The organism is Tenacibaculum agarivorans, assembly GCF_001936575.1.
Lineage (GTDB): Bacteria > Bacteroidota > Bacteroidia > Flavobacteriales > Flavobacteriaceae > Polaribacter > Polaribacter agarivorans.
The window spans coordinates 1-22,844 of the sequence record NZ_MSMP01000014.1 but is presented as its reverse complement, the minus strand read 5'-3'; the positions used below and the strand labels follow the sequence as shown (position 1 = coordinate 22,844).

The 22,844-nt window shown below is 30.8% G+C and carries 17 protein-coding genes; 4 read left to right on the top strand and 13 right to left on the bottom strand.

Going from position 1 to position 22,844, the window contains the following annotated elements; all coding sequences use genetic code 11:
* Positions 1-10 precede the first annotated feature (10 nt).
* The 6 genes from BVC87_RS12185 to rmuC all read right to left on the bottom strand — a co-directional run bounded on the left by BVC87_RS12185 (position 11) and on the right by rmuC (position 7,880).
* On the bottom strand, positions 11-2,638 hold the full coding sequence (locus BVC87_RS12185; RefSeq protein WP_075342664.1) for a starch-binding protein: 2,628 nt from the start codon (positions 2,636-2,638) through the stop codon (positions 11-13).
* 298 nt (positions 2,639-2,936) lie between these two features.
* Positions 2,937-3,257, bottom strand: coding sequence for an S-adenosylmethionine decarboxylase (locus BVC87_RS12180; RefSeq protein WP_099098852.1), 321 nt, complete (start codon positions 3,255-3,257; stop codon positions 2,937-2,939).
* A 2-nt stretch (positions 3,258-3,259) separates the two neighbouring features.
* Positions 3,260-4,816, bottom strand: coding sequence for a polyamine aminopropyltransferase (locus tag BVC87_RS12175; RefSeq protein ID WP_075342662.1), 1,557 nt, complete (start codon positions 4,814-4,816; stop codon positions 3,260-3,262).
* 1 nt (position 4,817) lies between these two features.
* Complete coding sequence (locus tag BVC87_RS12170; protein ID WP_075342661.1) at positions 4,818-5,717, bottom strand: DUF350 domain-containing protein; 900 nt, start codon at positions 5,715-5,717, stop codon at positions 4,818-4,820.
* Between the two features lie 5 nt (positions 5,718-5,722).
* On the bottom strand, positions 5,723-6,427 hold the full coding sequence (locus tag BVC87_RS12165; RefSeq protein ID WP_143569773.1) for a DUF4178 domain-containing protein: 705 nt from the start codon (positions 6,425-6,427) through the stop codon (positions 5,723-5,725).
* A 13-nt stretch (positions 6,428-6,440) separates the two neighbouring features.
* Positions 6,441-7,880, bottom strand: a complete 1,440-nt coding sequence (gene rmuC, locus BVC87_RS12160) for a DNA recombination protein RmuC (protein ID WP_083629433.1) — start codon at positions 7,878-7,880, stop codon at positions 6,441-6,443.
* 47 nt (positions 7,881-7,927) lie between these two features.
* On the opposite strand from rmuC, the gene BVC87_RS12155 reads away from it, so the two are divergent.
* Entirely contained in the window at positions 7,928-8,488 is a 561-nt protein-coding gene (locus BVC87_RS12155; protein ID WP_075342659.1) for a 1-acyl-sn-glycerol-3-phosphate acyltransferase, read from the top strand.
* A 73-nt stretch (positions 8,489-8,561) separates the two neighbouring features.
* Here BVC87_RS12155 and gcvT read toward each other — a convergent pair whose 3' ends face one another.
* Positions 8,562-9,644 carry a glycine cleavage system aminomethyltransferase GcvT gene (gene gcvT, locus BVC87_RS12150; protein WP_075342658.1) on the bottom strand — a complete coding sequence of 361 codons (1,083 nt, stop codon included), beginning with the start codon at positions 9,642-9,644 and terminating at the stop codon, positions 8,562-8,564.
* A 298-nt stretch (positions 9,645-9,942) separates the two neighbouring features.
* Between gcvT and BVC87_RS12145 the strand changes: the two genes are divergently transcribed.
* Positions 9,943-11,598, top strand: a complete 1,656-nt coding sequence (locus tag BVC87_RS12145; RefSeq protein WP_075342657.1) for a M1 family metallopeptidase — start codon at positions 9,943-9,945, stop codon at positions 11,596-11,598.
* Between the two features lie 136 nt (positions 11,599-11,734).
* Positions 11,735-12,094 carry a hypothetical protein gene (locus tag BVC87_RS12140; protein WP_075342656.1) on the top strand — a complete coding sequence of 120 codons (360 nt, stop codon included), beginning with the start codon at positions 11,735-11,737 and terminating at the stop codon, positions 12,092-12,094.
* A gap of 74 nt (positions 12,095-12,168) precedes the next feature.
* Here BVC87_RS12140 and BVC87_RS12135 read toward each other — a convergent pair whose 3' ends face one another.
* The 3 genes from BVC87_RS12135 to BVC87_RS12125 all read right to left on the bottom strand — a co-directional run bounded on the left by BVC87_RS12135 (position 12,169) and on the right by BVC87_RS12125 (position 17,053).
* On the bottom strand, positions 12,169-13,941 hold the full coding sequence (locus BVC87_RS12135; RefSeq protein WP_075342655.1) for an AMP-dependent synthetase/ligase: 1,773 nt from the start codon (positions 13,939-13,941) through the stop codon (positions 12,169-12,171).
* Between the two features lie 191 nt (positions 13,942-14,132).
* Entirely contained in the window at positions 14,133-15,317 is a 1,185-nt protein-coding gene (locus BVC87_RS12130) for an aspartate aminotransferase family protein (protein ID WP_075342654.1), read from the bottom strand.
* Positions 15,318-15,385: 68 nt separating this feature from the next.
* Entirely contained in the window at positions 15,386-17,053 is a 1,668-nt protein-coding gene (locus tag BVC87_RS12125; RefSeq protein WP_075342653.1) for an OstA-like protein, read from the bottom strand.
* Between the two features lie 123 nt (positions 17,054-17,176).
* On the opposite strand from BVC87_RS12125, the gene BVC87_RS12120 reads away from it, so the two are divergent.
* On the top strand, positions 17,177-18,613 hold the full coding sequence (locus tag BVC87_RS12120; protein ID WP_083629427.1) for a pyridoxal phosphate-dependent decarboxylase family protein: 1,437 nt from the start codon (positions 17,177-17,179) through the stop codon (positions 18,611-18,613).
* 43 nt (positions 18,614-18,656) lie between these two features.
* Here BVC87_RS12120 and BVC87_RS12115 read toward each other — a convergent pair whose 3' ends face one another.
* The 3 genes from BVC87_RS12115 to BVC87_RS12105 form a co-directional block, all read right to left on the bottom strand.
* Entirely contained in the window at positions 18,657-19,928 is a 1,272-nt protein-coding gene (locus tag BVC87_RS12115) for an adenylosuccinate synthase (protein ID WP_075342651.1), read from the bottom strand.
* Positions 19,929-19,963: 35 nt separating this feature from the next.
* Positions 19,964-20,413 carry a Fur family transcriptional regulator gene (locus BVC87_RS12110; protein ID WP_075342650.1) on the bottom strand — a complete coding sequence of 150 codons (450 nt, stop codon included), beginning with the start codon at positions 20,411-20,413 and terminating at the stop codon, positions 19,964-19,966.
* Between the two features lie 73 nt (positions 20,414-20,486).
* Positions 20,487-22,706, bottom strand: coding sequence for a RelA/SpoT family protein (locus BVC87_RS12105; RefSeq protein WP_075342649.1), 2,220 nt, complete (start codon positions 22,704-22,706; stop codon positions 20,487-20,489).
* Positions 22,707-22,844 lie beyond the last annotated feature (138 nt).

The following is a 22,844-nucleotide window of genomic DNA, read 5'->3' as shown; positions in this document are numbered from 1 at the left end:
AACTATCATGCTATCTTTTTAGTACTTTTATTGGACTTGATATATTTACACCATTCAATTTCGTACTGATGAAGTAAACGCCATTTCTACTGAAATTATTGCTATCAACAGGAATTTTATGACTTCCTGGATCTTTTTTACCTTTAAAAATAAGGCTCGATTGTCCTAATAAATTGATTAGAGACACTTCTAAAGTTCCTCTTTGAGAAGTATTTATGTGTAAAACTCCATTATCAATTATTGGATTAGGAGCTATGGTAACATTATCACTATTTTCAATAAATTTTTCAGAAGAATCTGATTGAATAGCAATATTTCTAGAAGAAGTACATTGTGTTGTACAGTTATTAGTCCAAGTACCTGTAGCTTTTCCATTAGAACTACCAGTTATTCTAAACCAGCCTGAAGTACCTCTAGATAAGTCTACTGTTTGTTGTCCATTTCCATTATTAAATACTACTCCAATATTGTTGGTAGAAACACCATTAGGAATAGCAAATGTTAAAAATGACCATGAACTAGCACCTTGATTATTCATCTGTTGTCCTGGCCAACCAGCAGTTCCTGCTAAAGTTGAATTTGTAGCTGTATTATATAAGTATACGTTTACTGTATTTCCCCAAGACGAAGTTCTTAAAAAGTTAAATGTAACTCCACTATTGCTAGGAGGTGTAGTACTACTACCACTACAATCTGAAGGACAAGAGCTAGTCCAAGTTCCATTATCATACCAACCATCAGAACTTCTTGCTAAATCATCTGTTTGATTGTTACCATCATTAAAAATTAATCTAACGTTATTTAAAGAAGTTCCAGAAGGAATAGTAACTTGATAAGAATACCAAGGAGTTCCAGAAATATTAGTCATGGATTGTCCTGGCCATCCTGAAGTGCCTGCTATAGTTGCATTAGCTGCATTATCAAAAAAGTATACATTTACAGCATTTCCCCATCCATTAGGCTTTTTAAAGTTTACAGTGAATTGAGTACTTGAATTTGGTGGGTTTGTACTACCGTTACAATCTGAAGGACAATTATCTGACCAAGTTCCATTATCGTACCAACCATCTGTACTTCTTGATAAATCATCAGTTTGATTATTTCCATCATTAAAAATGACTCTGATGTTTTGAGCAGATATAGTAGAAGGAGGATTAACTTGATAAGAATACCAAGGAGTTCCAGATATATTAGTCATAGATTGCCCTGGCCAACCTGAGGTCCCAGGAATAATTGAATTTGTAGATGCATCAAATAAGTATACATTTACATTATTACTCCAGCTATTAGGCTTTTTAAAATTTACCGTAAATGGTTCAGCAGGAGTTGGAGGAGGAGGAGGATTCGTATTCCCACCTTGAGTCCAAACAGCATAGTCTGTGCCAGAAGTTCTTAAGGTCCATCCAGAACCTTGAGGAGACCAATTACCACCACCAAGTTTCATGGCAATAGTTCCATTTCTACCATCAATGTAAGCAGCATAAACATCATTTCTAGCTTCAGCAATATTAATAGAAGAGCTAGCAAAAATTCTTACATCTTTTCTAATTGCAATAAGGTCTTTAATCGCTTGTCTAACGCCATTACCTGCATCGAAGTAGTGTGTCCAAAAGATCATTGGATTACCTGGATGCGTTAAAATATAAGCATATCCTTTTCTTAAATTTGTTTCACCACCTGGGAAAACATAATTAGATCCACAGCATTGTTGCGCAAAGCCAGTATCATGATTATCTAAAAAGGTAACCGATTTTCCTGGATTAATTCCAATCATACCAGAAGGTCTTCCTTGTCCATCTCTTAAGTAAGACATATTATTGTCACGAATAGCGTTTTGTAATGTAACTTTAGTATTAAAATCAAAAGCTGATGATGATTGTTGTGTAAAGTTTACCCAGTTATTAGTTTGAACTCTACTACTTTCTAATAACTCACCTACAGCAAAATAAGGCTGAGTAGCATCATTATATTCCTTGTTGTAAATAGGATCATATCCATGCACAAAATCATATCTCCAACCATCAAATCCTAGATCATTTTTTAAAAAGTTCATCCAGTTTTTAATTTCCTGTCTAACAGCAGGATTTCTATGATCTAAATCCCTAGCAGGTCCATAAGTTCCATTAGATCCATCAGCCTTTAAAGCTGTACCTGGAAAATAATCAGAGTTTATACTAAATTCTACTGGGAAATTTACAAAGTTTCTTCCCTCATCATCTGCCGTAATAAAAGTAGTAGGCCAAGCAGGATTAGTAAACGTAACTGCATCATTAGTACCTACTCTGTGATTGATAACTATATCCCCAATAATTTTTATGCCTAAACCGTGGTATTGATTGATTAGGTTTCTTAATTGGGCTTCAGATCCATAGGCACTATTAAAATTATACAACTCTCTAGGTAAATAACCTTGAGGTGCTGCAGAGTCACTTACTGGCGGTAACCAAATTAAATCTACACCAGCACTATTTAATTCATTCCTACTTTGTGTAACTATATTATACCATGTTTGACCAGCAGGTTGATTTTGTACATTCCAATCGAATGCCTGAAACATTACATCCTCATCTTGAGCGTGTAATCCTTGAAATAATAGAAGCATCAAGAACAGTTTCATTATTGTTAAGGTTTTTTTCATTGGTTTGTTTTGTTAAAGGATTTAAAAGGTTTAACTCTTTATAGCTATAAACTTAAAGGTTAGAAAACTCAATTATTAAATTTTCTATTTAAAGGGTTTGAAAAAAGTAATTAATTAATTATTGAACGAATTTATTACGAAACTGTTAATAATAAAAAGTAGAAATAGTACTAAAACGTTTTCGTGTTGATAAATAAATCGATTTAGTGGAGTTGGTTTTACTGAAATTTCAATTTTAACTAATGAAAACTATAATTATTGTATTACTATAACGGTTTAGATTTTGAAATTGGCAATTTTAAGAAGGTTGAATTACACTTTTTATCTTTTGTTTTAGTAATTCTAACTTTATTTTATTGCAGCTACTTATTTGTAAAAAAGTCTTTTCTTGGTCAGGAAAAGTATGGATAGCTAAATGACTTTCTGCTAATAACCAGACAGCTGTGTATCCTTTAACAGGAAAGTTATGCTCTACAAAATTTACAATGTTGAAATCACACTCAGTTAATAAGATAGATATTTTATGTTTTAATTTTTCTGGATCTATTGTAGGTATCCAAACATCATAATGAAACATTTCTGCTTGTAAAGCAATATATTTTTCGTTGTTATTTTCCATAGTTAGTAGATGTCCCAATTTCCTTTATTATAGTAATCATATAGCACAGGATTACTAATCTGATTTACTTGTATAGAATCTAATTTTTTCTTTCTAAAAAAATCTTTTCCAAAAGAAGTAATTAATTGAATAGCTTCTGTATTCAACCATTTAGTTTCAATGATGTTTGTGTCTATTAATTTCAGTTTGGTAAGCATTTCCTGTTTAGAAAGTTGTTTTTTACTTCCCAAAATCCAACCCCATTCTCCCATAGAAAGTACTTGATTGTGTAAAGCTAGTACACTATAATTAGATTTTTTTAGGGTTTTCTCAATACACCTGTAGGCATAAGGAGTGTAATATGGACTTCCAGCTTGAGTGATTAATCCTCCATTTGGAGTTAATTTCAAATGGCATAATTCATAAAATTCTTTTGAATATAAATGTGACAATTCTACATTTCTTGGATCAGGTAAATCGATAAGAATTAGATCAAAAAACTCAGTTGTTTCGGAAACATATTTAAACCCATCTTGATTTATAACGTCTACTTTATCATGAGTTAATGAGTTTTTATTGATTTCAGCCAATTCAGGTTGATGAATAAAAAGATCAGTAAGCTTTTTATCTAAGTCGACCAATGTTATTTTTTGAATGGATGGATATTTTAATAATTCTCTAGCAGCACAACCGTCACCACCACCTAGAATTAATATATTTTTAGGCTTATCTAAAATATGCATGACTGGATGTACCAAAACTTCATGATACATGGGTTCATCAAAAGTTGAAAATTGTAAATTATCATTTAAATAGAGCCAATAATCATTCTTCCATTTGGTAACCACAATCTTTTGATATATAGATTGTTCTTGAAAAACAATTTTGTCTTTATACTTGCTCTGTTCGCCGTGTAAAATAATTTTTTCTGCAAAAACATTTCCTGTAATTAGTACGATAATTAAACCTCCAGCAATAGAAAACAATATGTTTTTCTCTTTTCGATTCAACTTATTTTTAAAAAATATAAGCAAGAGAATGGCAACAAATAAATTGATAAAACCTAGAATAAAAGGTGTATGCGTGAGCCCAAGATAGGGGAGACCAATAAAAACAAAGAATAATCCACCAATTAAGCTACCGTAATAATCTTTTTCTAAAATGTTAGCCACATTGAGCTTTAAAGATTGAAAATCGTTATTTAATCGCATGGCTAAAGGAAGTTCCATTCCAATTAACATTCCTGTTAGAATAGCCATAGTATAAATGTATATAGAAACATATTCTAACTGTGTAGCTAAATAATACGTTGTAACAGCAGAAAATGATACTAGCAACGAGAGAGAAAACTCTGTGAAGATGAAAAGTTTAAACACGTTTCCATCAAAAGATTTGGTAATTCTACTTCCTAATCCCATACTAAATAACATTAATGAGATTACAATAGACCACTGCTTTACAGAGTCACCAATAAAATAAGTAGATAGCGTAGCAAAACAATATTCAGCAACAATACCGGATAACCCTGTAGCAAATAAGGCAAGAAATAAGATTCTTCGTTTAACTTTTATAGAAGCCATTTTACATACAATAACTTATAATTATAGCACTACCTATGTATGCGAAAGCTTCAATTAAGGCCGCTCCTTTATTTGGAATCTCTTGATGTATAATTTCTTCAGTAAGATTACTTTTAGGAAGTATCACTTTTTCTACAAAAAGTCTTGTAAGTGGCAATAGAATTATAGCTAATCCTAAATGGTAAGCTATGTCTTCCAAAGCGATTTCCCAAGATTCAATATCTCCTCTAGAGGCAAAAGAGTATAAGAAAGATATAGCAATAAAAATACTGGCATATACAATTCCTATAGCGTTATTGTCTTTTTGGACTTCTTTGATGAAATCATATTTAACTAAATTACGGTATATTTTTAAAAAAATATACAATACAATTTGACCTAATAACCAGAAAAACAACAGACTTAAGAAGTCAGAAAAGTAATGACCAATTTCTCCATTTTCTGGGAATAAGTTAATATTTCTACCAGAAATAGCACCATAAACAATTAATCCAGAACCAATAAAATTAGCAGCTTCAATAAATCCAGTTCCTAAGTTTTCATCTCTTATAATTTCTTTGTAGAACCTGAATTTTTTACCAAAAACAATTTTTTCGTTAATAACTGAAGAACATATTAAAAGTATATTTCCAAAAAGAGAATAGAAAAATATTAAAATACTATCCTTTACAAGTCCATGAGATTCACCATGTAAAACTCCTACAAAGATGATCAAAGTTCCTATAAAATACCCTGTAGCAGTTACGGCAAAAGCCACATTGTCTTTCAGTGTTAATTCCTTTTCAATGTTTATTTTTCTATTTTTTAATTTGAAAAATAACTTAGAAATGATGAATGAAATATAAAAAAGGGTAACGTATGTTACTGTTTTAGCTAACCAAATAAGTGTATTTTCTTCCATAATTTTTATTTTCCGTAACCTCTAGAACTTCTCCCTCTATAATAATTGTTCGTACTTCTATGCACTTTTGTAGAATCATTTGGATCTCTATTTCCATTCCAAGTACTTTTAGAGCATTTTTGCAATGCGAATGTTAGCAGCATAAAAGAAATAAAAATAATCCCTACAAAATATTTAGAAAAGAAAACACTGATAGAGTCTCCTATTGCTATTTTTCGTTCTTGGATATTCTTAATTTCACTTTTAGAGATGGTTTTTCCAGTACAAATCTCAATTTCATCATCCCATAATTGAATTGAAAAAAAACGATCGTCACGTGAGTTTGTATAATCTAAAGAATTTACACGTTCTGATTCAGAGTCATAATAGCAGGTACCATCGCAACGTTCGTCAAAATTATACTCAACGTTTTTATAATAAAATTGCTTAGGAAATTTTGCATTGTTGATAGCAACATAATCACTTTCGGTTTGATTGATTTGCGCTAAAAAGTGATCAATATCATGTAATTTTTCCCAGAATGTATAATTAGGCCTTTGTTTTCTAACCAATTCTACCATTAGATAGCGAACAATCCCGTTTTTATCCTTTACTTTATATTCAGTAGTTTTAGAACCATCATCCCAATTGATTTTATAAATATCAGTAACTTTCCAAGTCTGATTTTTATAATCAAATAAGTATCCTATTTTTAACTTTTGTATTTCCATTTCAATTTTTTGATTAGCTCTCTTCACTAGCTCTTTCAATAATACTATCAGGAAGTGCTTTTTTAGCTTTGGCTCCCATTTTCTTTAGTTTTTCAACACTAGTGATTAGATTCCCTCTACCATCTACTAGTTTATTCATAGCAGCGCTATAATCACTTTTAGTAGCATCTATTTTTTTACCAATGTTGATTAAATCTTTTAATAATCCTTCAAACTTATCGTACAACGCACCTGCTTGTCTAGCAATTTCTAAGGCATTACGTTGTTGTTTTTCATTATTCCACATCGTATCAATAGTACGTAATGTAGCCAATAGCGTAGTAGGTGTAACAATAACAATATTTCGTTCAAATGCTTTGTTGTATAATGTATTATCTTCATTTAAAGCTACGGCAAAGGCAGGTTCAATAGGAACAAATAGTAAAACAAAATCAGGAGATTCTATTTTATAAATATCTTCATATTTCTTATCCGAAAGTTGTTCAACATGTCTCTTTAATGACATTAAATGTTCTTTTACGTAGGCTGTTTTTTCTGTTTCATCATCAGTATTTACATATTTTTCATATGCTGTTAACGATACTTTACTATCGATCACCATCTTTTTATTATCAGGAAGATGAATCACCACATCAGGTAGAATACGTTTTCCTTCCTCATTAGTAAACGATTGCTGTACAAAATATTCCCGATCTTTTTCTAAACCAGATTTTTCTAAAACACGTTCTAAAACCAATTCACCCCAGTTTCCTTGAGTTTTACTATCACCTTTTAACGCTCTAGTTAAATTCAAGGTTTCCTTACTCATTTGAGCATTTAATTCTTTTAACCCTAGGATTTGTTGACGTAAAGCAGAATGGTAATCGATACTTTCTTTATGTGTTTTATCTACTTTTTCCTCAAAGTCTTTAATCTTCTTTTCTAAAGGATTTAGAATATTCTTAATATTTTCTTTATTTTGAACCGTAAACTTATTCGATTTTTCTTCTAAGATTTTATTTGCTAGATTTTCAAATTCTTTGGTGAATTTTTCTTGTAAACCTTCAATTTCTCCTTTTTGTTCTGCGAGTTTATGTTGTAGATTCTTTAAATCTACATCTTGACGAGTATTGACTTTAATTAAACTTTCTTTTTCCGTTTGCAAAAACTTCAACTCGCTTTTCAATTCCTCAGTATTTTTTTCAGCAGAAGATTTGTACTCTGACAAAGATTGATTTCTTTCTTTTAAAGTATCTTTTTCAGTTTGAACAGTTTTTAATTCTTCTTTCAATTCAGTTATGCTATTTTCAATAGTAGTTTTGTTTTCTAAAAGCATTGAATTTCGCTCTTGAAGGCTAGAATTGTCTTTTTCTAGTATTGAAGTTTTACTTTTTTGAATAATAAAACCTACTAAATAACCTATGATAACTCCTACAAAACCAGTTATTAAAATATATAAAAGCTGTTCGTTCATCTGCATAAAAAATTTAAGCCTTAAATTTACCGTTTTAAAATCAATTAATGATACATGTAATTTCTAAATTTATTTTTCATAAAATTTTAGGATGGAAGATTGAAGGAAGCTTTAGAGGCGATATAAAAAAGTATGTTTTAATAGGTGCTCCACATACCAGTTGGAAAGATTTCCCAATAGCTATTTTAACAAGAAATGTTATACAAATTCCTATAGATTTTGTTGGTAAAGCTTCGTTATTTAAACCTCCATTCGGGTTTATTTATAGATGGTTGGGCGGTACACCTGTTGATCGTACAAAGAGTAATAATTTTGTAGATTCTGTGGTGCAGATTTACAATGAAAAAGAAGAATTTAGATTAGGAATATCTCCTGAAGGAACTAGAAAACTAGCGAAGAAATGGAAGACAGGATTTTATTATATTGCTAAAGGGGCAAACGTACCTATTGTTATGTTTGCTTTTGACTTCGGAAACAAAACGATTAAAGTAGCAGAACCCTTTTACACTACCGACGATAAAGAAGCTGATTTTACACACTTTTTGAATTTCTATAAAGATATACAAGGAGCAAAACCTGAGCAGTTTAATGCTGAAAATCTACTTTAAAATTGTATAAACTAAATAGACCTCACAGGTTTCTAAAACTTGTGAGGTCTTGTGTTTTATAAATATCCTTTACTTATCCTTTATAGAAAGGTAACTTCACTACTTTAGCAGGAACTTGTTTCTTTCTGATTTGTATTAAAATGTCAGAATCTACTTTAGAATTTTCAATAGTTACATATCCTAAACCAATTCCTTTTCCTAAACTTGGACTCATAGTTCCAGAAGTCACTTGTCCGATAACTTCACCAGAAGGACTTACAATTTCGTAGTCTTTACGAGGAATTCCACGTTCAGTTAACTCAAAAGCAACTAATTTTCTAGAAACTCCATTTTCTTTTTGGGCTTTTAAAGCTTCAGCATTTACAAAATCCTTAGAGAATTTAGTAATCCAGCTCAAACCAGCTTCAATAGGAGAAGTAGTATCCGTAATATCATTACCGTATAAACAGTAGCCCATTTCTAGACGTAATGTATCACGAGCAGCTAATCCAATAGGTTTAATTCCCCAATCAGCACCAGCTTCAAAAACTTTTTTCCATAAAGCTTCTACATCTTCATTTTTAACATATACTTCGAATCCACCAGAACCAGTATATCCTGTAGCAGAAACTACTACATCTGGAATACCAGCAAAATCAGTAATTTCAAAGGTGTAAAACTTAATAGTAGATAAATCAACTTTAGTTAATGATTGCATTGCTTCAGCGGCTTTTGGACCCTGAATAGCTAATAATGACCAGTTTTCTGATCTATTTTCCATATCAACTTGTAAGTCGTTATGTTGTGAGATCCAATTCCAGTCTTTTTCTATGTTAGAAGCATTTACAACAAGCATATACTCATTTTCAGCAATCATATAGATAATTAAATCATCAACAATTCCTCCATCTGCATTAGGCATACATGTATATTGAGCTTTTCCAGGAACTAACTTAGACGCATCATTTGTAGTTATCTTTTGAATTAATGCTAGAGCATTTTCACCTTTAAGGAAAAACTCCCCCATGTGGCTTACGTCAAAAACTCCAACACCTTTTCTAACAGTTTCATGTTCAATATTTACACCTTCATATTGTACTGGCATATTATATCCTGCAAAAGGAACCATTTTAGCTCCTAGAGCTTCGTGAACATGTGTTAAAGCAGTATTTTTCATTGAATTTGTTTGTTAATTTGATACACCAAAAATATTGAATCCTTTTTAAAATAATTATAATCTTTTCAAGTATTCTGATAACAAGTGTTGATTTTTAAATAAACAATTATCTCTGATCATTTAACAATGTTTAATTTCTAATACTAGGATTTAAAGTTAGAAGCTGGGGCTTTTAGGAAAAGATCATCAGGTATTTTTTATGCTTAATTATATCCTTTGAATAGAAAGGCATGCTTTGTGATTACTATTCTATGTTAAGAATCGATATATTCGCGTTAGCAAAAGCTTTATGTATATAATGAAACAAATCATAACAATTTTATTTTTACTTATCTATTTATTCTCTACTGATCTTACAGCACAAGAAGGGCTATTTAAAGATGGAAATACATTCACTAAACAAGATACACTAAGAGGTAGTATTACTCCAGAACGTATTTGGTGGGATTTAAAATACTATCATTTAGATGTGGCTGTAGATCCTCAACAAAAATTTATAAAAGGGGAGAACACAATTCAATATGAAGTTTTAAAGTCGTCTAATATTCTACAAATCGATTTACAATCTCCATTGAAAATAACTAAGATTATTCAAGATGATAAAGAATTGGAGTTTTCATCCGAAGGATATGCACATTATATTCGCCTACAAAAAAAACAACTAAAAGGAAATACAAATGCAATTACAGTTTTTTATGAAGGACATCCTAAAGAAGCAAAAAATGCACCTTGGGACGGTGGTTTTTCGTGGAAAAAAGATAAAAATGGAAAAGATTTTGTAGCTACATCTTGTCAAGGTTTGGGAGCTAGTGTTTGGTGGCCAAATAAAGATCATATGTATGACGAAGTGGATAGTATGGCTATAAGTATAAAAGTACCAAAAGGTTTAGTAGGAGTTGCAAACGGAAGATTACGTAAGATTGATGAACATAAAGATGATAGTAAAACTTATCATTGGTTTGTAAGTAATCCTATTAATAATTATGGTGTAAATGTAAATATTGGTGATTATGTACAATTTTCAGAAAAATATGATGGAGAAGGAGGAAAGCTAGATATGGATTATTATGTATTAAAAGATAATATGGAAAAAGCACAAATCCATTTTAAAGATGCACCACGTACTATAGAAGCTTTGGAGCATTGGTTTGGAAAATACCCTTTTTATGAAGACAGTTTTAAACTTGTTGAAGTTCCTTATTTAGGAATGGAGCATCAAAGTTCTGTAACCTATGGAAATCAATATGTAAAAGGATATGCAGGGAGAGATTTATCTCAAACAGGCTGGGGATTAAAATTCGATTTCATTATTGTTCATGAATCTGGTCATGAATGGTTTGCAAATAGCATTACTAACAAAGATATTGCAGATATGTGGGTTCATGAGAGTTTTACGTCTTATTCAGAGAGTCTTTTCTTAGAGTATTATTATGGGAAAAAAGCAGGAGAAGATTACGTTATAGGTACTAGAGCATTAATAGCTAATGATAAACCAATTATAGGAGTGTATAATGTGAATTCTGAAGGTTCTGGTGATATGTATTTTAAAGGAGCAAACATGTTACATACCATACGAACAATAATTGATGATGATACCAAATGGAGAGCTATTTTAAGAGGTTTAAATGAAACATTTTTTCATAAAACCGTAACGACTAAAGAGATAGAAGAGTATATCAATCAAAAATCAGGAATAGATTTTTCAAAAGTTTTCGATCAATATTTGAGAACAATTGATATTCCAGTGTTTGATTATAAAATAGAACAAGGAAAGTTAAAGTATAAATGGACTAATGTAATTAAAGGGTTTACTATGCCAATTGCATTAAAAATAAATACCAAAGAAGTATTACTTTACCCGTCTGATTCTTGGCAAGAAATGAAATTATCTACAGGAAAAAGTTCAGTTATAGAAATTAATAGAAATTTTTATGTAAAAAAAGCTGAAGAATAACTATTCGGCAAGGTTTTTGTTTCTTAGTCTAGTTAGGCTATCTTTTGGTTTTGTTATCAGGAAGTTAGCTCCTATATTTGTGTGAGATTATAATCTTTTAATAAACCCCAATTATTAACCCCAAATTTCATAGTACATGAAAAAAATTATCTGTGTAATTGTAATGTTATGTTCTTTTCAATTTTCTTTTGCACAAACTGAAGACGATTACACTAAATTAGTAGAAACTATTATTAATTATATCAATACCAAGAAAGCAAAAAGTATTCATGGCTTATTTTCCTCTGAATTACAATCGAATTTAGCTGTTACCACGTTAGAGAAAAACATTGAAAATTACCATAATGAACTAGGAAGTATTCATTCTTCTGAGTTTATGATAGAAGGAGAAAGAGGGTTTTGCTACCTATTGGAGTTTGATAATGCTTCTATGGTACTCATAATTAAATTAACTTCTGAAAAAAAACTAACCGAATTTACTTTTGAAGAATATTAAATTAAAAAATACATTAGTTAATTAAATGTCTATAAATAAAAAAAGATGATCTTGTAAGATCATCTTTTTTTATTTTAAGCTCTATCGTACATTTTTTCGTACAGATCTGTATAAATTTCTTTAATAATTTTTCGCTTCATTTTCATGGTTGGAGTTAGATGTCCACCATCAATGGTCCACTGATCAGGAGTTAGTTCAAAACGTTTTATTTGCTCCCATTTCCCAAAATGACAGTTGCAATCGTCTAATTCTTCTTGAATTCTAGCGATAACCTTTTCGTTAGCCACTAAATCTTTTTGATCCGAGATGTTCATGTCATTACGAGAAGCCCATTCTTTAAGGAAATCAAAATTAGGTTGTATTAATGCTGTTGGCATTTTTTCTCCTTCACCTACAACCATTACTTGCTCTATAAATCGAGATTGTTTTAATTTATCTTCTAAAAGTGTAGGAATTACATATTTACCACCAGAAGTTTTAAACATTTCTTTAATTCTTCCAGTAATACTTAAAAAGCCATTTTCAACTTTACCTTTATCACCTGTGTGAAAGTAACCATCTTTTAAAACTTGTGCTGTTTTTTCAGGATCTTTGTAGTATCCCATCATTACATTAGGACCTTTCACCAAAATTTCATCTTCTTCAGAAATTTTAACTTCTACGCCATCTATGATCCTACCTACAGTACCTATTTTAAAACCATTATTCCTTAAATCATTTACTGAAATTACTGGTGAAGTTTCAGTTAAACCATAACCTTCCATTACTGGCATTCCAGCGGCAGCAAAAACTTGAGCCAATCTTGGTTGTAATGCAGCACTACCAGAAACCATAATTTTAAGTTCACCTCCTAAAGCAGCTTGCCATTTAGAGAAGATTAGTTTTCTGGCAATTGATAATTGTTTCTCATACCACCATCCATTTTTACCATAAGGTTGATATTTTAAACCTAATTTGATAGCCCAGAAAAACAATGCTTTTTTAACACCAGATAACTCGGTACCTTTTGCATAAATTTTATCGTAAATTTTTTCATAAAGCCTAGGTACTGCAGTCATTACATTAGGCTTAATTTCTTGTGCATTTTCACTCAATTTATCTATAGCTTCAGCAAAGTAAATAGAAATACCACAGTATTGATATAAATAGAGGATCATACGTTCAAATATATGACACACAGGTAAAAAACTTAAACTTCTACCATAACCTGCATCTAAAGGTACTCTAGCGGCACTAGATAAAACATTAGAAACAATATTATGATGAGAAAGCATAACTCCTTTTGGTCTACCTGTGGTACCTGAAGTATAGATTAAAGTAGCTAAATCTTCAGATTTTACAGCGGCTTTTCTTTCCTCAACTTCATTTTGATTACTTTCATCCTTACCAAGCTCTAAAACTTCATCCCAGCTTTTTTCTCCAGCGATATCTTTAAAAGTAAAAACTTCTTTAAGTTTTGTATTTCCTTTTATTTGATTTAGTTTTTCTAAAATCATTTCATCAGAAACAAAACAATAGGTAGATTCAGAATGGTTTAAAACATACTCGTAATCTTCTTTCGAAATTGTAGGATATATAGGAACGTTTTGTGCTCCTACCTGTAAAATTCCAATATCACAGATATTCCATTCTGTGCAATTATTTGTAGATATAATTGCTATTTTATCATTGGGTTGTACTCCTAATCTTAGTAATCCTCTACTAATAGCATTAGCTTTTGCTAAATACTCTTTTGTAGACGTAGATTTCCATTCTCCGTTGTACTTAGTAGTTAATGATTTTTCAAGATTGTATTTTTCCAATTGATAATATGGAAAATCAAAAAGACGCGTAATTTCAATCGACATATAAATCTAAATTTGTGCGTTACAAATTAAACAAATTAACTTGTTTAGGCAAAAATTGTTTATCCTTGATTTGCTTGGGTTTAGTGAAAGGTTTTTAACCTATGTAAAAAAAAACCGGTTGAGAAATCACTCTCAACCGATTCAATAGTTAATAAAATCCCCAATCAACTATAGAAGTATTAATAAAACGATCAAGAGATTTTTATATTGCATAAAATATTTGTTAAAATTTTACAACCTTTAATAATCTCTTCATCTGAGATTGTTAGAGGCGGGGTTATTCGAATGGCTTTCTTTTCATAAAGTAACCAAAATAAGATAAGTCCTTCTTCAAAACACTGTAAAATTACCTCATTTGTAATTTCAGGAGTCTCAACAATTAAAGCTAACATTAATCCTTTTCCTCTAATTTCTTTAATAAGAGGATGTGTTAAGTGTGTTCGAAAAATGGTTTCTTTTCTCAATGCTTCTTCCATAATATTGGAAGTGCTAATTTCATTTATAGTAGCTAAACCCGCTGCAGCAATTACAGGGTGTCCACCGAAAGTAGTAATATGTCCTAATTTAGGATTATCTTTCAAACAATCTATGTGTTGTTTAGAAGCAATAAATGCACCAATAGGCATTCCTCCACCGAGACCTTTTCCTGTAATAATGATATCAGGAGTAACATTATAATTTTCAAAGCCCCAGAATGTTCCAGTTCTACCAACTCCTGTTTGAATTTCATCTAAAATCAACAAAGCGCCAACTTCTTCACACTTGGTTTTTATTTTTTTTAGAAAATTGTTTTTAGGTTCAATGAATCCAGCTCCTCCCTGTATGGTTTCTAGAATTACAGCAGCAGTTTTTGTAGTAATTTTTTGGATATCATCTTCTGTGTTAAATTGAATGAATTTTGTGCCTGGAATTAAAGGTCTGAAAGCGCTGTTTTGTGATTCAGCACCGCAAACACTCATCGCACCAGCAGTATTACCATGATAGGCGTTTTTTGCAGCGATAATTTCAGTTCTATTAGTAAAGCGTTTAGCCAGTTTTAGTGCACCTTCAGTAGCTTCAGTCCCAGAGTTTACTAAATACACACAATTTAAATGTGTTGGTAAAGTTTTAGTTAAAGCTTTGCATAACTCTAATTGTGGTTTCTGAATAAATTCTCCATAAACCATTACATGAGTATACGCATCTATTTGCTGTTTTATGGCTTCATTAACCTTAAGATTATTATGCCCTAGACTATTAGCAGAAACACCAGCTACAAAATCTAAATATTCTTTACCTTCAGTACTATAAATATAAGAACCCTTAGCGTGAGAAATTTCTATACAAAGTGGGTGAGGAGAGGTTTGTGCTTGGTATGTTAAGAATTCATTTTTCATTTGTTTAACATCTTTTTGATTATTGAATTGTTTAAAAAATTGAATACATTCAATAATTCATATAAATTTTATTCCTCTTCCTTTAATTGTATTTCTTTTAATTCTAATTCTTTAGAACGTTTTAAGTCTCGTTTCTCATTTTCCTGAAATAGCTGCTTCTTAGCTTTTTCTACATCGGGGTTTGTTTTTTCTACAGTTTCTTTTTCAGCAGTAGCATTATCTTTTATAAAGATATCTTCCATAACCTTAGGTTGTTCTTCTTCTCTCCACAGAAAACCAGGAAAACGTTTGTCTTTTTCAGGAAATTCAGAAGGAGGAAAAGTTTTCCCTTCAGTAGTTTTAAAATATTTTGTTTCTACAATTTCATTATCTTCTAGTAAAAACTCAATATCACTAGAAATTTCTTTAGTAATGGTTTCTAATTCTAAGGTTTCTTCATTTCTATTATAATATAAAGATTCTGCATTTCCCTTAACTAACAGCGTTCTTAAATTATTATCTTCAAATTTTCCGTAGATATTTCTTCCTTTAATTTGGTCAAAATTACTAGGATCTATAGAGTCATTTTGTATGATAAAACCATTTTGTAAGACGCGTAAAGAATCTAATTGATTTGTTTCTTTATGATTAGTAAATTGAATACTATCTCCAGTAATTTGACTTTTTCCAGACCAAAGAATAGGATTTCTAAACATTCTTGTTAATCCAATAGCTTGACTAGAATGAATTGAATCACATTTACCTTGCAGATTTGATTTGAATATTTTTACATTATGATAGGTTCTCAATATTCGGTTTTCCTTTTTGCCTGTAACAAGAATAGTATCGCCATGTATGTATAAAGAATCCTTTTCTAAAATTGAAATGGCTACAGGTTTTTTAATGATAAACATAGAATCTTTATCTTCAAAAAGCTCAGCATAATTCCCTTTAATAACCATATCCTGAACTGTATCAATAACTTTTATTCTATTATTAGCAGAAGCAAATCCTTTTCTTTTGTCATAATACAAACTATCTGCATTAATGGTTCTATCTTTTAAATAGAGTTTTGCATTTTTTACAAAATATGAGACATCTCTATCGGTATCAAAAAAGCCTCTCTCTGCATAAACTTTGGTACTATCTTTAAAGTTAAAAATAGTAGAAGGACCATAAACGTACGCTAGATTTGTATTGGTGTAATAATCCAAATGATCAGAATTCAGTTCATTATCAGGATTAATCACATTAACATTGTTTTTAGCCGTAAACTTTTTATCTTCTAAGTAATAGGTTCCTTTATAGCTTTTTAACGTGTTTTTTTGATCTCTAATGGTTCCTTTAGCTGGATAAAATAGAATTTGTTCAGTTCTGTTGAAGTATAACGTATCTGTTTTTAACGTCATTTCTTTGTCGTTTACTTCTACATTTCCCCAAGATTTAGCAATTTTAGTATTGGCATCATAATTAGCAAAATCAGAATATTGAATAATACTATCACCTTGTTCAATAACGACTTCACCAATAGCTTTAAAAATGTTGTCTTCTCTATAAAGTAGCGCGCGTTTACAATCTAATGTAGCACCTTCATGTGCAACTTTAACATTTCCTATAAGTATAGTTGCACCAGGATATTTGCCTTCATCAAAAGTGGAGATTTGAGAAGATAAGATTTTGATTTTCTTATTTTTCTTTTCTTGTGAAAAACTAGTAATTGATACTATAAATGAAATAAAAAAAAGTAATCTCTTCAAAATTTTTGAATTTAATGCACAAAAATAAAGAAAAGAACATGCCAAATTTCTAAATGATGTTATAAAATTAGTTTCAAATACTATTTCTATTCGTTAAAAGAAGTATAATTTTGCACTAAATTAATGACAAACATGGAAAATTACTTCGATCTATCTTTAGAAGAGATGAAGTCTTACGGATATAAAATTGTAGATATTATTGCAGAACATTGGAATGATATGGGACATAAAAAGCCTGTTCCTGAATTTAAAAGTCGTAAAGAATTGGATGCTATATTTCTACAAGAAGCACCAGAAGAAGCCACAGATGCTAATGAAATTTTAGATTTTGTAATGCAAAATGTAGTACCTAATAGTACTATTGCTTCACATCCAAAATTTTATTCATTTGTACCAGGGCCTAGTAATTTTATTAGTACTATGTCTGATTCCTTAGCTACAGGATTTAATATTTTTTCAGGAGGATGGTTGGTGTCTTCTGCAGCGGCAGAATTAGAAATTGTAACGATCAATTGGTTGTTGAAAATGTATGATTTTCCCGTTAAAAAGGGAGGAGGAATCTTTACCAGTGGAGGATCTATGGCAAATTTAACAGCTTTAGTAACTGCTAGAAGAAAAAAGTGTGGAGATGATTTTTCTAAAGTGGTGATTTACCTTTCTGATCAAGCACATTCATCGAATATAAAAGCGATAAGAGTGTTAGGATTTAAGAAGGAGCAAATTCGAATTATTCCTACTGATTTTGAATTTAGATTAGGAGTGAATAAGCTTAAAAATGCCATAGCTAAGGATAAACTTGAAGGACTACAACCTTTTTGTTTTATTGCGAATGCAGGTACTACGAATACTGGGACTGTTGATCCTTTAGATGAAATAGCAGATATATGCGAAACCGAAAATATTTGGTTGCACATTGACGGAGCGTATGGTGGAGCTGCTATACTTGCTGAAAAAGGTAAACGTATGTTACGAGGTATTGAAAGAGCTGATTCGCTTACAGTAGATCCACATAAATGGTTTTTTCAGCCGTATGAAATAGGATGTCTGTTGGTTAAAGATGCTTCTTGGTTAAGTAGTACATTTAGTGAAAAACCTGAGTATTTAAGAGATATAGAAGGAAACGAATCTGAAATTAATTTTTATGATTATGGAGTGCAATTAACTAGAAGATTACGCGCATTAAAGTTTTATATGTCTATTAAAACCTACGGTCTACAAGCGTTTAGAAAAGCAATTACGTATAATATTGAATTGACTGAACAAGTTGAAGGGTATTTGAGAAGCAGTAGGGTGTGGGAAGTTGTTTCTCCAGCGACATTAGCTGTTATAAACTTTAGATATAATCCTATTGATAAGGAGTATTCAGAAGAAGTAATTGATAAAATCAATCAAGAAATTTCCAAAAAAGTAATGGAGTCTCGAGAAGCTGTTTTTGTAACTACTATATTAAATAAACAGGTAGTGTTGAGAATGTGCTTGATCAATCCAAGAACTACTTTAGAAGATGTTTTAGAAACATTACATCAATGTGAAAGTTATGCTCAAGATGTAGTATTATAATATAAAAAAAAGAGTTCTGAAAAGAACTCTTTTTTTGAATAATCTATCTTACAATAGTTTGTTTTCTATCTGGACCTACAGAAACAATTTTAATCGGTACTCCAGTTTCCTTCTCAATAAAATTGATATAATTGACTAAGTTTTCAGGCATAGATTTCTCATCGGTCATTCCTGTTAAGTCAGCTTCCCAACCTTTAAATTCAGAATAAATAGGTTCTACATTTTCAGGTTCTATATTATAAGGAAGGTGTTTGATTTCTTCACCTTTGTATTTGTATGAAGTACATACCTTAAGTGTATCAAAACCAGAAAGAACATCACCTTTCATCATCATTAATTGTGTTACTCCATTAACTTGAACTGCATATTTTAAAGCAACCAAGTCTAACCATCCACAACGTCTAGGCCTACCAGTAGTTGCACCAAATTCATGACCAACTCTTCCCATTGTTTCTCCAACTTCATCAAAAAGCTCGGTTGGGAAAGGACCAGAGCCTACTCTTGTTGTATAGGCTTTAAAAATTCCAAATACTTCTTTAATTCTATTAGGAGCTACACCTAAACCAGTACATGCACCAGCAGCAGTTGTATTACTTGAAGTAACAAATGGATAAGTTCCAAAATCAATATCTAATAAAGAGCCCTGAGCTCCTTCTGCTAATATTTTTTTACCATCTTTTATAGCAGTATTTAAAAACTCTTCAGAATCTATAAACTGTAATGTTTTTAATTTATCAATACCTCTACAAAATTCTTCTTCTAATTCGTCTAAATCATACTGAATATCAACTTCAAAAAAGTCTAGCATTTTGATATGCTTTTCAGTTAATGATTTATATTTTTCTTTCCAGTTGTCTAGCTCTAGATCACCAACACGCATACCATTTCTACCAGTTTTGTCCATATATGTAGGACCAATTCCTTTTAAGGTAGAACCAATTTTAGCTTTTCCTTTAGAAGTTTCAGAGGCTGCATCTAATAATCGGTGCGTTGGAAGTATTAAATGTGCTTTTCTAGAAATTAAAAGTTTGTCAGTATAATTAATATTGTGGTTATCTAAATTTTCTAGTTCTTTTTTGAAAATTACAGGATCGATAACTACGCCGTTACCAACTACATTTAATGCTGTTTTATGGAAAATTCCTGAAGGAATAGTATGTAAAACATATTTATTTCCATCAAAAACTAAGGTGTGTCCTGCATTTGGACCTCCTTGAAACCTTGCTATGATATCATAATTTTGAGTAAGAACATCAACAATTTTTCCTTTTCCTTCATCTCCCCATTGCAAGCCTAGTAATAAATCTACTGCCATTATATTAGTGTGTTGTTATGTGTGTATTTAAAGTTCTATTTAGATTCTTTTTTTGTTCCGTAGAAGTATAACGAGTGGTTGTGAATATCAATATCAAAAACTTCTTCTATAGTTTGTTTTATGATTTGAATTCTTGGATCACAAAATTCTTTTACTTCACCAGTATCTGTTAAAATTACATGATCATGGTTTTTGTCGAAGTAACTTTTTTCGTATCGAGCCATAGATTGTCCATCAAATTGATGTTTACGTACCAATCCACAGTCTAACAATAGATCCATAGTGTTGTATAGCGTTGCTCTACTAACACGATAGTTTTTATTTTTCATTTTGATATATAATGATTCAATATCAAAATGCTCATCGGCATCATATATTTCTTGTAAAATAGCATAACGTTCAGGAGTTTTACGATGCTTATTTTCTTCTAAAAATGAAGTGAATACTTTTTTTACGATTTCTTGATTTTCAGCCGAGTTACTCATATATTTAACTATTTAACCAAATGCAAATTTACGGTTATTTATTGATAAAAAAATAGGCTTTTCAGGAAGATATCTACAAAGTATTAACACGAGATACTTTTTGTACACCTTCTACTTTTTTTATGTGGTTGATAAGTTTGGTAAGTTGATTTCTATTTTTTACAGTCAATGAGATTTTTCCTTCGAAAACACCAGCATTACCAGATATATTAATACTATTAATGTACACATTCATAGTATTGGAAATGATTTTGGTAATATTATTTACAATTCCTTTATTATCTACTCCACTAATTTTTAATATAGCAGAAAATTCTTGTTTAGTAGAATCAATCCACTTCGCTTTAATAATTCTATAAGCAAAGTTAGATTGAAGAGAAATGGCGTTAGGACAATTGGTTTTATGTACTTTAATTCCATCATTAATGGTTACAAAACCAAAAACTTCATCTCCAGCAATAGGATTGCAACATACAGACAGTGTATATTCTAGTTTTTCTTCATCTTGTCCAAATACTAATGCATCATATTTATTAGTTACTTCTTCATCATCAGTAATATCCTTATAAGCATTTCGTTTGAAAGGATTTTTTAAAAAGCTCATTATCGGACTAGATCTTTGTGCTACAAACTCTTTTAATTGTGAGTTATCAATAGCACCATTTCCAATACGATAGAAAAGATCAAAGCTAGTTTTTAAATTGAAATAACTAGAGATTTCATGTATTAGCTTTTCATCATAATTAATTTTAAGATGTCTAAGCTTACGTACTAAAATAGCTTTTCCTTCTTCTGCTATTTTCTTTTCATCAGCTTTTAATGCTGATTTTATTTTAGCTCTTGCTCTGGCTGTTATTACAAAATCTAACCATCTAGCATTAGGTTTATTTGCCGATGTTGTTAAAATGTCAACCTGATCTCCACTTTTTAATTCGTGACTTAATGGAACTAATTTGCCGTTTACTTTTGCTCCTCTACATTTTAATCCAACATCAGTATGAATAGCGAAAGCAAAATCTAATGCTGAAGCACCTTTAGGCAGTGATTTTAAATCTCCTTTAGGTGTAAATACATAGATTTCTTTTGCGTATAGATTGAGTTTAAAATCTTCAACAAAATCAACAGCATTAAGTGTATTATTGTTTTCTAAAGTTTCCTTTAATTTGTTTAACCAACCTTCTAGTCCATTTTCATTTACATTACCTTGTTTATACTTAAAATGAGCTGCATAACCTTTCTCGGCTATCTCATCCATTCGCTGTGATCTAACTTGCACTTCGACCCACTTAGCTTCTGGACCAATTACAGTGATATGTAATGCTTCATATCCAGTAGATTTTGGTTGGGTAATCCAATCTCGTAATCTTGCAGGATTAGGTTTGTAAAAATCGGTAACAATAGAATAGATTTTCCAAGCATCAAATTTTTCATCATTAGATGTTGGTGTATAAATTATTCGAATAGCAAATTTGTCGTATACTTCATCAAAAGAAACATTTTGCTTGCGCATTTTTCTTCTGATGGAGAAAATAGACTTAAATCTACCTTTAATTTCATATTTAAAACCTTCTTTATCTAATGCTTCTTGAATTTTTGAATTAAAAAGGTCTATATATTGTTGTTGCTCTTCTTTACTATCTTTAATTTTTAGAAGTATATCTTTATAAACTTCTGGCTCAGTATATTTTAATCCTAAATCTTCAAGTTCGGTTTTTATATTGTACAGACCTAATCGATGTGCCAAAGGAGCATAAATATATAAGGTTTCCGAAGCAATTTTAACTTGCTTATGTGGAGGCATTGCATCCATAGTTTGCATATTATGCAAACGGTCAGCTATTTTGATTAGAATTACACGAACATCATCGTGTAAAGTAAGTAGCATTTTTCTAAAGTTTTCGGCCTGTATAGAGGCGTCTTGACTTTTATTTAAAATGGAGATTTTAGTTAATCCACTCACAATACGAGCAACAGTTTCTCCAAACAATTGCTCCATATCCTCTATGGTGTAATGTGTATCTTCTACAACATCATGTAAAAGAGCCGCAGCAATAGATGTAGCACCTAAACCAATTTCGTAAGCAACAATTTTGGCAACAGCAATAGGGTGGAAGATGTATGGTTCTCCTGATTTTCTTCTTTGTTTCGAATGTGCTTCAACAGCAACCTCAAAGGCTTTACGAATCAATTTTTTATCTTCTTCAGATAATGTTTGATATGTCCCTTTTAGTAAATCTTTGTATCGATTTGCTATCTCTTTATTTTCTTCCTCTACTGTTGCAGAATATGCCATTTCTTACTATGGGGGTTAATACTTTAACTACAATTGTAAAGTGAAGTTACTATAAAGAATCGTAATGAACAAGTTTTTGCTTATTTCAACAAAAAAGATGCTAACTTTTGAGTTAGCATCTTTTTGTAAAATATTATT